Source organism: Janthinobacterium sp. HH104 (assembly GCF_001758715.1).
In the GTDB taxonomy this organism is placed as follows: Bacteria; Pseudomonadota; Gammaproteobacteria; order Burkholderiales; family Burkholderiaceae_D; genus Janthinobacterium; species Janthinobacterium aestuarii.
This window is the reverse complement of sequence record NZ_LRIB01000019.1, coordinates 51,791-64,413: the sequence shown is the minus strand read 5'-3', so window position 1 is coordinate 64,413 and position 12,623 is coordinate 51,791. Positions and strand designations below refer to the sequence as shown.

Sequence of the window (12,623 nt, the reverse complement as noted above, 5' to 3'; positions counted from 1 at the left end):
CCGTCAAGCTGATCAACCCGATCGCGATGGAAGAAGGTCTGCGCTTCGCTATCCGTGAAGGCGGCCGTACCGTCGGCGCCGGCGTGGTTGCAAAAATCCTCGCATAAGGAAATGTTATGCTTCCACCCGGGGCGTCCTGGGTGGTAGAATAGCACTCCTCGAAAGTTTTACGTAGGGACGTAGCTCAATTGGCAGAGCGTCGGTCTCCAAAACCGAAGGTTGGGGGTTCGATGCCCTCCGTCCCTGCCACCGTCAAGGTGCAGGGCACCGAAAGTAGAAAAATGTCAAATCAATCCGTGCAAACCGTTAGCACGTCGAGTGACAAGATAAAAGTCGCGCTGGCAATAGTGGCTGCGATTGCAGGAGTAGTCGGGTTTTATTACCTGGCAGGCCAACCAGCTCTGGTGCGTGCAAGCGCGCTTGTGGCTGGTTTGGTTATTGCTGTTGCGCTCTTGTATGTCTCGACGACCGGCCGTGAATTTCTCAATTTCGCCAAAGAAGCTGTGCGCGAAACCAAGAAAGTCGTTTGGCCTACCCGCAAAGAAGCCACGCAGATTACTGCGATCGTGTTTGCCTTTGTGCTGGTCATGGCGATTTTCCTGTGGGGCACGGATAAATTGCTCGAGTTTTTGTTGTATGACGTAATTCTTGGTTGGAAAAAATAATGAGCGAAAATGTGCATGATGAAGCGGCGGACGAGTCCGTTCCGGGCGACGCTCCGGTAGCGGACACTGGTGCAGCGCTGAGCGTGCCAGTCAGCAGCAAGCGCTGGTATGTCGTGCATGCTTATTCCGGCATGGAAAAAAGCGTCATGCGCGCACTGACCGAGCGCATCGAGCGCGCGGGCATGCAAGACCAGTTCGGCCAGATCCTGGTGCCGATCGAAGAAGTTGTTGAAGTCAAGAATGGGGTGAAGTCCGTCACCGAACGTCGTTTCTATCCTGGCTATGTGCTGGTTGAAATGGAAATGACGGACGAGAGCTGGCACTTGGTCAAGAACACCAGCAAGGTTACCGGTTTCATTGGTGGCAAGTCGAACAAGCCGACGCCGATCTCCGCGCGCGAAATCGACGGCATCATGAAGCAGATGCAGGAAGGTGTTGAAAAGCCCCGTCCAAAGACCTTGTACGAAGTGGGCGAGCAAGTTCGCATCAAGGATGGTCCGTTCACCGACTTCAACGGCAATGTCGAAGAAGTCAACTACGAGAAATCCAAAGTGCGCGTCTCGGTCACCATTTTCGGCCGCGCTACCCCGGTAGAGCTCGAATTCGGCCAGGTCGAAAAAGTTTAAGTATTATCAAGCGCCACCAGGAGCGTCGCAGCGGTCTCAGCGAAATCCGGTCAGAGGAGCCCCGCCAGGGTAGGATCGGCGGGGCGCTACTACTCAATCCAAGATAGGAGCCATCATGGCAAAGAAAATCATTGGTTTTATCAAGCTGCAAGTTCCAGCTGGTAAAGCAAACCCATCCCCACCAATCGGTCCAGCTCTGGGTCAACGTGGTCTGAACATCATGGAATTCTGCAAGGCCTTCAATGCACAGACCCAAGGTCTGGAGCCAGGCATGCCGATTCCAGTCGTCATCACCGCGTTCGCTGACAAGTCCTTCACGTTCGTGATGAAGACGCCTCCAGCAACCTACCTGATCAAAAAAGCTGCTGCGATCACCAAAGGTTCGCCGAAGCCACATACCGACAAAGTCGGTACGCTGACCCGCGCACAAGCTGAAGAAATCGCTAAATTGAAAACCCCTGATCTGACCGCTGCCGACATGGATGCTGCTGTACGCACCATCGCTGGTTCCGCTCGTTCGATTGGTATCACGGTGGAAGGTGTTGTATAATGGCTAAGTTATCCAAACGTATCAAGGCTTTGAAAGCCAAAGTCGACCGTACCAAAGTGTACGCTTTCGACAACGCTGTCGCTCTGATCAAAGAGTGCGCAACGGCCAAGTTCAATGAATCGATCGACGTATCGGTACAACTGGGTGTTGATCCTAAGAAATCCGACCAAGTGGTGCGCGGCTCCGTCGTGCTGCCAGCTGGTACCGGCAAAACCGTACGCGTGGCAGTATTCGCGTCGGGCGAAAAAGCGGAAGCTGCTAAAGCAGCTGGCGCCGACATCGTTGGTATGGAAGACCTGGCTGAGCAGATCAAAGCCGGCGACATGCCTTTCGACATCGTTATCGCTTCGCCAGATACCATGCGTATCGTTGGTACCCTGGGTCAGATCCTGGGCCCACGCGGCATGATGCCTAACCCGAAAGTTGGCACTGTTACTCCTGACGTCGCTACCGCCGTGAAAAACGCGAAAGCCGGTCAAGTTCAGTACCGTACCGACAAATCCGGTATCATCCACGCTACCATCGGCCGTAAATCGTTCGCTGACGCAGATCTGAAGTCGAATCTGGTCGCACTGATCGACGCACTGAACAAAGCCAAGCCAGCATCGAGCAAAGGCGTGTACCTGCGCAAAGTTTCGCTGTCGTCGACCATGGGCGCTGGCGTCCGTGTTGACCAGGCTAGCCTGGCAGCTTAAGTAACAGAATCAAGTCCTGTAGCGCCTTCGGGCGCTGCGGGCGCATCTTTGGGCTGTCTGCCCGGTGTTCGCACCAGGCAGGCAGACAATCAAAGACCGTTGGGCCGACTGCGATCGCACATGCAGAAGGTTAATAGGCTTGCCGGCAACGGCAAGTGCCCAACGCAGATGGTGTACCCGAACAAGTTTTGTAGTCCTCATGCTGCGTGAATTCATCCGCTCAGTTTAGTACTTCTTGACTTCGGACGCCGTGTTCGAACCGATGCAAGGCGCTCAACCACTCGGTTGTGATTGCCGAACATCATTTAAGGAGGTTGACCGTGAGTCTCAATCTGAATGACAAAAAGGCCGTCGTCGCCGAAGTTTCCGCACAAGTAGCAAATGCGCAAACGATCGTCGTGGCCGAATATCGTGGCATCCAGGTTGGTCACTTGACGCAACTGCGTGCTAAAGCGCGTGCCCAAGGCGTGTACCTGCGTGTGTTGAAAAACACTCTGGCTCGTCGCTCCGTTGAAGGTACCGCATTCGCCAGCCTGGCAGATGCCATGACCGGCCCGTTGATCTACTCGATCTCGGCCGATGCCGTTGCAGCAGCTAAAGTCATCGCTGACTTCGCTAAAACCAACGACAAACTGGTCATCAAAGCAGGTAACTACGCAGGCAAGCCGCTGGATACAGCTGCTGTCACCGCGTTGGCGAGCATTCCTAGCCGTGAAGTCCTCATTTCGCAGTTGTTGGGCGTTATGCTGGCTCCGGTTTCGGGCTTTGCACGTGGTCTGGCTGCCCTGGCAGCGAAAAAAGGCGAAGGCGCCGAAGCTCCTGCAGAAGCAGCAGCAGAAGAAGCCCCAGCAGCCGCTTAATTGCGCGCGCTTTTTTCTCTCAGTACCAATCTGATGTAACTAACGTAATAAATTTAGGAGTTTCAAAATGGCAATTAGCAAAGACGATATCCTGGAAGCAGTTAGCGCCATGTCCGTAATGGACCTGAACGACCTGGTTAAAGCATTCGAAGAAAAATTCGGCGTGTCCGCAGCAGCTATGGCTTCGGCCGGTCCTGCAGCAGGCCCAGCAGCAGCTGCTGAAGAACAAACCGAATTCAACGTCATCCTTGACACCTTCGGCGCAAACAAAGTTGGCGTTATTAAAGCAGTTCGCGAAATCACCGGCCTGGGCTTGAAAGAAGCTAAAGACCTGGTCGATGGCGCACCAAAAACTGTGAAAGAAGCAGTGTCGAAAGCTGACGCTGAAGCAGCACAGAAGAAACTGGTAGAAGCCGGCGCAACCGCTTCGATCAAGTAATATCTGTACCGGCGGCAGTTAGCGCCCGAGTCAAAGTCTGAGGTTTCCCCTCGCAAGGGGGGAAATCCGACTTTGGCTCCTTTGTCGTCTGCATCGTATTTGTCATGTAGTTGTAGCAGCAGTTTTTATTCGATTCAAGCCGGAAAGCAGAGCCTTGAGGTTTCGTCTGTGTCACACGCAGCGGTGCAAACGAACACTTGCAAAACCTGAATTTTCTATCCTTTCTGTCACTCACGGAGTGTCCATGCACTACTCATTTACTGAGAAGAAACGCATTCGCAAATCATTCGCGAAGCGCGCCAACGTTCACCACGTTCCGTTCCTGCTGGCGACCCAGCTCGAGTCTTATCATAGCTTCTTGCAAGAGGACATAGCACCGTCCGGCCGCAAGAATGATGGCCTGCAGTCGGCTTTCACTTCGATTTTCCCTATCGTGTCGCACAATGGTTTTGCGCGTCTCGAATTCTTGTCGTACGTTCTCGGCGATCCTGCCTTTGACGTCAAAGAATGTCAACAACGTGGCCTGACGTTCGCGTCGCCGCTGCGCGCGAAAGTGCGTCTGGTGATCCTGGACAAGGAATCGCCAACCAAGCCCGTCGTCAAAGAGATGAAGGAACAGGAAGTCTACATGGGCGAATTGCCGCTCATGACGACCACCGGTTCGTTCGTCATCAACGGCACGGAGCGGGTTATCGTTTCCCAGCTGCACCGTTCGCCTGGCGTGTTCTTCGAGCATGACCGCGGCAAGACCCACTCGTCCGGCAAACTGCTGTTCTCCGCGCGTATCATTCCTTACCGCGGTTCGTGGCTGGACTTCGAGTTCGACCCGAAAGACATCCTGTTCTTCCGCGTCGACCGCCGCCGCAAGATGCCAGTAACGATCCTGCTCAAAGCCATCGGCATGTCGCATGAGCAAATCCTGGCCAATTTCTTTGTCTTCGACAATTTCAACCTGCGCTCCGAAGGCGCGGAAATGGAATTCGTCGCCGAACGTCTGCGCGGCGAAGTGGCGCGTTTCGACATCGTCGACAAGTCGGGCAAGACCCTGGTGCTGAAAGACAAGCGTATCAACGCGAAACACGTGCGTGATATCGAAGCTGCCGGCATCAAGCACATTTCCGTACCGGAAGACTACCTGCTGGGCCGCGTATTGGCGAAGAACATCGTCGATGGCGACACCGGTGAAGTCGTCGCTTCCGCGAACGATGAGCTGACCGAAGATCTGTTGGGCCGCCTGCGCGATGCCAACATTTCCGAAATCCAGACCTTGTACACGAACGACCTGGATCAGGGCGCCTACATCTCGCAAACCCTGCGTATCGACGACACCGCCGACCAGATGGCTGCGAAAGTGGCGATCTACCGCATGATGCGTCCAGGCGAGCCGCCAACGGAAGACTCCGTTGAAGCGCTGTTCAATGGCCTGTTCTACAATTCGGACCGCTACGACCTGTCGGCCGTGGGCCGCATGAAGTTCAACCGCCGCATTGGCCGCGATGAACTGACCGGCGCCATGACCCTGTCGAACGAAGACGTGCTGGCCGTGATCAAGATCCTCGTGGAACTGCGCAATGGCCGCGGCGAAGTCGACGATATCGATCACCTGGGTAACCGTCGCGTACGTTGCGTGGGCGAACTGGCCGAGAATCAATTCCGCGCCGGCCTGGTGCGTGTTGAGCGCGCCGTCAAGGAACGCCTCGGCCAAGCCGAAGCGGACAACCTGATGCCGCACGACCTGATCAACTCGAAGCCGATTTCGGCCGCGATTCGCGAGTTCTTCGGTTCGTCCCAGCTGTCGCAGTTCATGGACCAAACCAATCCTCTGTCGGAAATTACCCACAAGCGCCGCGTATCGGCTCTGGGACCCGGCGGTCTGACACGCGAACGCGCCGGCTTTGAAGTGCGCGACGTGCATCCGACCCACTACGGCCGCGTCTGCCCGATCGAGACACCGGAAGGTCCGAACATTGGTCTGATCAACTCGCTGGCGTTGTATGCCCGCCTGAATGAATACGGCTTCCTGGAAACCCCGTACCGCAAGGTCGAAGGTTCCAAGATTACCGATCAGATCGACTACCTGTCCGCCATCGAAGAAGGCCGCTACATCATCGCTCAGGCGAATGCGACCATCAACGACGCCGGCATGCTGTCCGATGAACTGGTCTCGGCCCGTGAAGCTGGCGAAACCATCCTGGTCTCCCCGGAGCGCATCCAGTACATGGACGTTGCCCCAGGCCAGATCGTTTCCGTCGCTGCCTCGCTGATTCCGTTCCTCGAACACGATGATGCGAACCGTGCATTGATGGGCGCCAACATGCAACGCCAGGCTGTGCCTTGCTTGCGTCCGGAAAAAGCGCTGGTCGGTACCGGTATCGAACGCACCGTTGCGGTCGACTCGGGCACCACCGTGCAAGCGCTGCGTGGCGGTATCGTCGATTACATCGATGCGGGCCGTGTCGTGATTCGCGTCAACGATGACGAAGCGACCGCTGGTGAAGTGGGCGTCGACATCTACAACCTGATCAAGTACACCCGTTCGAACCAGAACACCAACATCAACCAGCGTCCTATCGTGCAAGTGGGCGACCGTGTTGCCAAGCGCGACGTGATCGCCGACGGCGCATCGACCGACCTGGGTGAGTTGGCGCTGGGCCAGAACATGACCGTGGCCTTCATGCCATGGAATGGTCTGAACTTCGAAGATTCGATCCTGATCTCGGAAAACGTCGTCAAGGACGACCGCTACACCTCGATTCACATCGAAGAGTTGTCGGTTGTTGCCCGTGACACGAAACTGGGCGCGGAAGAAATTACGCGCGACATCTCGAACCTGGCTGAAAATCAGCTGGCACGTCTGGATGAGTCCGGTATCGTCTACATCGGCGCTGAAGTCCAGGCCGGCGACACCCTGGTTGGTAAAGTGACGCCGAAGGGCGAAACCCAGCTGACCCCGGAAGAGAAGCTGCTGCGCGCGATTTTCGGCGAAAAAGCCTCGGACGTGAAAGATACGTCGCTGCGCGTGCCTTCGGGCATGATCGGTACCGTGATCGACGTGCAAGTCTTCACCCGTGAAGGCATTGTGCGCGACAAACGTGCCCAGCAAATTATCGATGACGAACTGAAACGCTTCCGTCTGGATCTGAACGACCAGATGCGTATCGTTGAAGGCGATGCCTTCCAGCGTCTGGAAAAAATGCTGATCGGCAAAGTTGTCAACGGCGGCCCTAAAAAGCTGGCCAAAGGCGCCAAGATCACCAAGGACTACCTGGCCGATCTGGACAAATACCACTGGTTCGACATCCGCCCTGCGGACGACGATGCAGCGGTAGCGCTGGAAGCGATCAAGGAATCGATCAACGAGAAGCGTCACCAGTTCGATCTGGCCTTCGAAGAGAAGCGCAAGAAACTGACGCAAGGCGATGAGCTGCAACCAGGCGTGCAAAAAATGGTCAAGGTGTACCTGGCCGTGAAACGCCGCCTGCAGTCGGGCGACAAGATGGCAGGTCGCCACGGTAACAAGGGTGTGGTTTCCCGTATTGTTCCTGTGGAAGACATGCCATACATGGCCGACGGCACGCCAGCCGACGTTGTGCTGAACCCGCTGGGCGTTCCTTCGCGGATGAACGTTGGTCAGATTCTTGAGACGCACTTGGGCTGGGCTGCCAAGGGTCTGGGTATCCGCATCGGCGAAATGCTGAAGGCGCAAACCAAGGTCGAACAAGTGCGCAAGTACCTGACGACGATCTACAACGACAACGGCCGCGCGGAAGATCTGAACGACTTCGACGACGAAGAGATCATGAAGCTGGCGGAAAACCTGAAAAAAGGTGTTCCATTCGCCACGCCAGTGTTCGACGGCGCCAATGAAGAAGAGATCCGCCGCATGCTGGACCTGGCGTATCCGGACGACATCGCCAAGAACCTGGGCATGACCGCTTCGAAAAACCAGGTGACCATGTATGACGGTCGCACCGGTGAAGCGTTCGAGCGCAAGGTCACTGTCGGCGTCATGCACATGCTGAAACTGCATCACTTGGTTGATGACAAGATGCATGCACGTTCGACCGGTCCTTACTCGCTGGTGACGCAACAGCCACTGGGCGGTAAAGCCCAGTTCGGTGGTCAGCGTTTCGGTGAGATGGAAGTCTGGGCACTGGAAGCGTATGGCGCGTCGTATGTCTTGCAAGAGATGTTGACCGTCAAGTCCGATGACGTGAATGGCCGTACCAAAGTGTACGAGAACCTCGTCAAGGGCGACCACGTGATCGACGCCGGCATGCCGGAATCGTTCAACGTGCTGGTCAAGGAAATCCGTTCGCTCGGTATCGATATCGACCTCGAACGCAACTAAACGACAGCACCCTGTCATTTGGTTTGGGAAACACAAAGCCCGGCTGGGAAACCACGCCGGGCAATGTAGTCTCAGGAATATAGAAATTTAATCACCTCTGGAGTGATACATGAAAGCACTGCTCGATCTATTCAAGCAAGTACAGACCAACGAGACCTTCGATGCAATCAAGATCGGTCTCGCTTCGCCTGAGAAAATCCGTTCGTGGTCCTACGGCGAAGTCAAGAAGCCGGAAACCATCAACTACCGTACCTTCAAGCCTGAGCGCGACGGCCTGTTCTGCGCCAAGATCTTTGGCCCGATCAAGGATTACGAATGCCTGTGCGGCAAGTACAAGCGCCTGAAACACCGCGGCGTGATCTGCGAAAAGTGCGGCGTCGAAGTCACCCTGGCCAAAGTGCGCCGCGAGCGCATGGGCCACATCGAGCTGGCCTCGCCGACCGCGCACATCTGGTTCCTGAAATCGCTGCCGTCGCGTCTGGGCATGGTCCTGGACATGACCCTGCGGGACATCGAACGCGTGCTGTACTTTGAAGCATACGTCGTGACCGATCCAGGCATGACTCCGCTGAAAAAGTGCCAGATCATGTCGGAAGACGATTACGCCGCCAAGTACGAAGAGTACGGCGACGACTTCACCGCGTTCATGGGCGCCGAAGGTATCCGTGAACTGCTGCGCTCGATCGACATCCACCGCGATGCCGAAACCCTGCGCGTGGAACTGAAGGAATCGAAATCCGAAGCCAAGATCAAGAAATACGCGAAGCGCCTGAAAGTGCTGGAAGCGTTCCAACGTTCGGGCATCAAGCCTGACTGGATGATCATGGAAGTGCTGCCAGTGCTGCCGCCGGAACTGCGTCCGCTGGTACCGCTGGACGGTGGCCGTTTCGCGACCTCGGATCTGAACGATCTGTATCGCCGCGTCATCAACCGTAACAACCGTCTGAAACGCCTGATGGAGCTGCGCGCTCCAGAGATCATCACGCGCAACGAAAAGCGCATGCTGCAAGAAGCAGTCGATTCGCTGCTGGACAACGGCCGTCGCGGCAAAGCGATGACCGGCGCCAACAAGCGTCCGCTGAAATCGCTGGCAGAGATGATCAAGGGCAAGGGCGGCCGTTTCCGTCAAAACTTGCTGGGCAAACGCGTCGATTACTCCGGTCGTTCGGTCATCGTCGTGGGCCCGCAATTGAAACTGCATCAGTGCGGCTTGCCGAAACTGATGGCGCTGGAACTGTTCAAGCCATTCATTTTCAATAAACTGGAACTGATGGGTCTGGCTACCACGATCAAGGCCGCCAAAAAGCTGGTCGAGATTCAAGAGCCGGTCGTATGGGACATCCTGGAAGACGTGATCCGTGAACATCCGATCATGTTGAACCGCGCACCTACGCTACACCGTCTGGGTATCCAGGCGTTCGAGCCAGTCCTGATTGAAGGCAAGGCCATCCAGCTGCACCCGCTCGTCTGCGCCGCATTCAACGCCGACTTTGACGGTGACCAAATGGCGGTCCACGTTCCTCTGTCGATCGAAGCGCAGATGGAAGCACGCACCCTGATGCTGGCATCGAACAACATCCTGTTCCCGTCGAACGGCGAACCATCGATCGTTCCTTCCCAGGATATCGTGTTGGGTCTGTACTACGCGACCCGCGAAGCGATCAATGCGAAGAACGAAGGGATGATGTTCCCTGACGTGTCGGAAGTGATCCGCGCCTACGACAACAAGGAAGTCGAACTGACGACCCGCGTCACCGTGCGTATTACCGAATACCCGAAAAACGCCGAAACGGGCGAATTCGAGAAAACGGTAACGCGTTACGAAACGACGATCGGCCGTGCGATCCTGTCGGAAATTCTGCCGAAAGGCCTGCCGTTCTCCGTTCTGAACCGCGCGCTGAAAAAGAAAGAAATTTCCAAGCTGATCAACACGTCGTTCCGCAAGTGCGGCCTGCGCGCCACCGTGGTGTTCGCAGACAAACTGATGCAATCGGGTTTCCGCCTGGCGACACGCGCCGGTATCTCGATCTGCGTCGACGACATGCTGGTACCGCCGCAAAAAGTCACCCTGATCGCGACGGCCGAATCGGAAGTCAAGCAGATCGAACAGCAATACGCCTCGGGTCTCGTGACCGCCGGCGAGCGTTACAACAAGGTAGTCGATATCTGGGGTAAAACCTCGGATGAAGTCGGCAAGGCCATGATGGACCAGCTCAAAGTCGAAGACGTGATCCGCCGCGACGGCACCAAGTCGACGCAAGAATCGTTCAACGCCATTTACATGATGGCCGACTCCGGTGCGCGCGGTTCCGCAGCCCAGATTCGCCAGTTGGCCGGTATGCGTGGTCTGATGGCCAAACCGGATGGCTCGATTATCGAAACGCCGATTACCGCGAACTTCCGCGAAGGTCTGAACGTTTTGCAGTACTTCATTTCGACCCACGGCGCTCGTAAAGGTCTGGCCGATACGGCGCTGAAAACGGCTAACTCCGGTTACCTGACGCGTCGTCTGGTTGACGTGACGCAAGACTTGGTGGTGATCGAAGATGATTGCGGCACCATGAACGGCGCCGTCATGAAGGCACTGGTCGAAGGTGGTGAAGTCATCGAACCGTTGCGTGACCGTATCCTCGGCCGCGTCGTGGTGCATGACGTCGTCAATCCTGAAACCCAGGAAACGCTGTACGAAGCCGGTACCTTGATGGACGAAGACATGGTCGAAGAGATCGAGCGTCTGTCCATCGATGAAGTCAAGGTCCGCACGCCACTGACTTGCGACACGCGCTTCGGCCTGTGCGCCAAGTGCTATGGCCGCGACCTGGGCCGCGGCATGCTGGTCAACGCCGGCGAAGCCGTCGGTGTGGTGGCAGCGCAGTCGATTGGTGAGCCGGGTACCCAGCTGACCATGCGTACGTTCCACATTGGTGGTGCGGCATCGCGTGCGGCAGTGGCATCGTCGGTGGAAGCCAAGTCGAACGGTACCATCCGTTTCACGGCAACCATGCGTTACGTGACGAACGGCAAGGGCGCGCAAATCGTCATTTCCCGTTCCGGCGAAGTGCTGATTACCGACGACCATGGCCGTGAGCGTGAGCGTCATAAAGTACCGTACGGTGCGACCCTGATCGTCAAGGACGGCATGGTCATCAAGGCCGGTACGGCCCTGGCAACGTGGGATCCGCTGACCCGTCCGATCATTACCGAATACGCCGGTCAAGTGCGTTTCGAGAACGTCGAAGAAGGCGTCACCGTTGCCCGTCAGGTCGACGAAGTGACCGGTCTGTCCACCCTGGTGGCGATCGATGCGAAACGTCGCGGTTCGTTGACGAAAACGTTGCGTCCGCAAGTCAAGCTGATCAACGACGCGAACGAAGAAGTCAAGATCGCCGGCACCGAACACTCGGTGGCGATCGGCTTCCAGGTCGGCGCGCTGATCATGGTCAAGGACGGTCAACAGGTATCGGTTGGTGAAGTGCTGGCACGTATTCCTACCGAATCGCAAAAAACGCGCGATATTACCGGTGGTCTGCCACGCGTTGCGGAACTGTTCGAAGCGCGCTCGCCGAAAGATGCCGGTATGCTGGCGGAAGTCACGGGTACGGTTGCGTTCGGTAAAGAAACCAAGGGCAAGCAGCGTCTGGAAATCACGGACATGGACGGCAACAAGCATGAGTTCTTGATCACCAAGGACAAACAAGTGCTGGTGCATGACGGCCAAGTCGTGAACAAGGGCGAGATGATCGTGGACGGCCCGGCCGATCCGCAAGACATCCTGCGCCTGCTGGGTATCGAAGCGCTGGCACGTTACATCGTTGACGAAGTGCAAGACGTGTACCGTCTGCAAGGCGTGAAGATCAATGACAAGCACATCGAAGTGATCGTGCGTCAGATGCTGCGCCGTGTTCAGATCGTCAATGCCGGCGACACCAACTACATCGTTGGCGAGCAGGTAGAGCGTTCGGAACTGCTGGACGAGAACGATCGCATGGCCGTTGAGAACAAGATTCCAGCGACCTACGAAAACGTCTTGTTGGGTATTACCAAGGCATCGCTGTCGACCGATTCGTTCATCTCGGCCGCATCGTTCCAGGAAACCACCCGCGTGCTGACCGAAGCGGCGATCATGGGCAAGCGCGATGGTCTGCGCGGCCTGAAAGAGAACGTCATCGTCGGCCGTCTGATTCCTGGCGGTACGGGCTTGGCCTTCCACCGCGCACGCAAAGAGAAAGAAGCGTGGGAAGTGGAAGAGCGTCAAGCGCTGCTGCTGGCCGAGAAAGCCTCGATGGCTGGCGAAGCTGCAGAAGCATTGCAGGATATCGAGACCCAGCAACACCACGGCGACGAAGCGTAATCTGCGCTGCTAGCTGACAAAACGGCACCTTCGGGTGCCGTTTTTTTTATGTCCGTTACTGCGGCCTTCCACCGTGCATGCAAAGA

8 protein-coding genes, 1 tRNA gene and 1 pseudogene are annotated in these 12,623 nt (G+C 56.4%); all 10 read left to right on the top strand.

Annotated elements, in window-relative coordinates; translation table 11 throughout:
• Positions 1 to 107 (top strand): annotated as a pseudogene (locus JAB6_RS28335) (elongation factor Tu); the annotation flags it as partial.
• Positions 108 to 173: 66 nt separating this feature from the next.
• Positions 174 to 249, top strand: a tRNA-Trp gene (locus tag JAB6_RS05440).
• A gap of 32 nt (positions 250 to 281) precedes the next feature.
• On the top strand, positions 282 to 665 hold the full coding sequence (secE, locus tag JAB6_RS05435) for a preprotein translocase subunit SecE (protein ID WP_010394308.1): 384 nt from the start codon (positions 282 to 284) through the stop codon (positions 663 to 665).
• Positions 665 to 1,291 carry a transcription termination/antitermination protein NusG gene (gene nusG / locus JAB6_RS05430; protein WP_034753130.1) on the top strand — a complete coding sequence of 209 codons (627 nt, stop codon included), beginning with the start codon at positions 665 to 667 and terminating at the stop codon, positions 1,289 to 1,291. The genes secE and nusG overlap by 1 nt, the downstream gene beginning before the upstream one ends.
• 115 nt (positions 1,292 to 1,406) lie before the next feature.
• Complete coding sequence (gene rplK, locus JAB6_RS05425; protein WP_034753131.1) at positions 1,407 to 1,841, top strand: 50S ribosomal protein L11; 435 nt, start codon at positions 1,407 to 1,409, stop codon at positions 1,839 to 1,841.
• Positions 1,841 to 2,536, top strand: coding sequence for a 50S ribosomal protein L1 (rplA, locus tag JAB6_RS05420; RefSeq protein ID WP_034753134.1), 696 nt, complete (start codon positions 1,841 to 1,843; stop codon positions 2,534 to 2,536). Before rplK ends, rplA begins: the two co-directional genes overlap by 1 nt.
• 320 nt (positions 2,537 to 2,856) lie before the next feature.
• Complete coding sequence (gene rplJ / locus JAB6_RS05415; RefSeq protein WP_034753621.1) at positions 2,857 to 3,396, top strand: 50S ribosomal protein L10; 540 nt, start codon at positions 2,857 to 2,859, stop codon at positions 3,394 to 3,396.
• 67 nt (positions 3,397 to 3,463) lie between these two features.
• Positions 3,464 to 3,835 (top strand): 50S ribosomal protein L7/L12, encoded by a 372-nt coding sequence (rplL, locus tag JAB6_RS05410; protein WP_034753136.1) that lies wholly within the window; start codon positions 3,464 to 3,466, stop codon positions 3,833 to 3,835.
• A 244-nt stretch (positions 3,836 to 4,079) separates the two neighbouring features.
• Positions 4,080 to 8,186 carry a DNA-directed RNA polymerase subunit beta gene (gene rpoB, locus JAB6_RS05405; protein ID WP_034753137.1) on the top strand — a complete coding sequence of 1,369 codons (4,107 nt, stop codon included), beginning with the start codon at positions 4,080 to 4,082 and terminating at the stop codon, positions 8,184 to 8,186.
• Between the two features lie 109 nt (positions 8,187 to 8,295).
• Positions 8,296 to 12,537, top strand: a complete 4,242-nt coding sequence (gene rpoC / locus JAB6_RS05400; protein WP_034753138.1) for a DNA-directed RNA polymerase subunit beta' — start codon at positions 8,296 to 8,298, stop codon at positions 12,535 to 12,537.
• The last annotated feature ends 86 nt before the right edge of the window (positions 12,538 to 12,623 follow it).

Coding starts and splice junctions, on each gene's coding strand:
- rpoC (WP_034753138.1), top strand. CDS start 8,296: ATGAAAGCACTGCTCGATCTATTCAAGCAAGTACAGACCAACGAGACC.
- secE (WP_010394308.1), top strand. CDS start 282: ATGTCAAATCAATCCGTGCAAACCGTTAGCACGTCGAGTGACAAGATA.
- rplL (WP_034753136.1), top strand. CDS start 3,464: ATGGCAATTAGCAAAGACGATATCCTGGAAGCAGTTAGCGCCATGTCC.
- rplA (WP_034753134.1), top strand. CDS start 1,841: ATGGCTAAGTTATCCAAACGTATCAAGGCTTTGAAAGCCAAAGTCGAC.
- rpoB (WP_034753137.1), top strand. CDS start 4,080: ATGCACTACTCATTTACTGAGAAGAAACGCATTCGCAAATCATTCGCG.
- rplK (WP_034753131.1), top strand. CDS start 1,407: ATGGCAAAGAAAATCATTGGTTTTATCAAGCTGCAAGTTCCAGCTGGT.
- nusG (WP_034753130.1), top strand. CDS start 665: ATGAGCGAAAATGTGCATGATGAAGCGGCGGACGAGTCCGTTCCGGGC.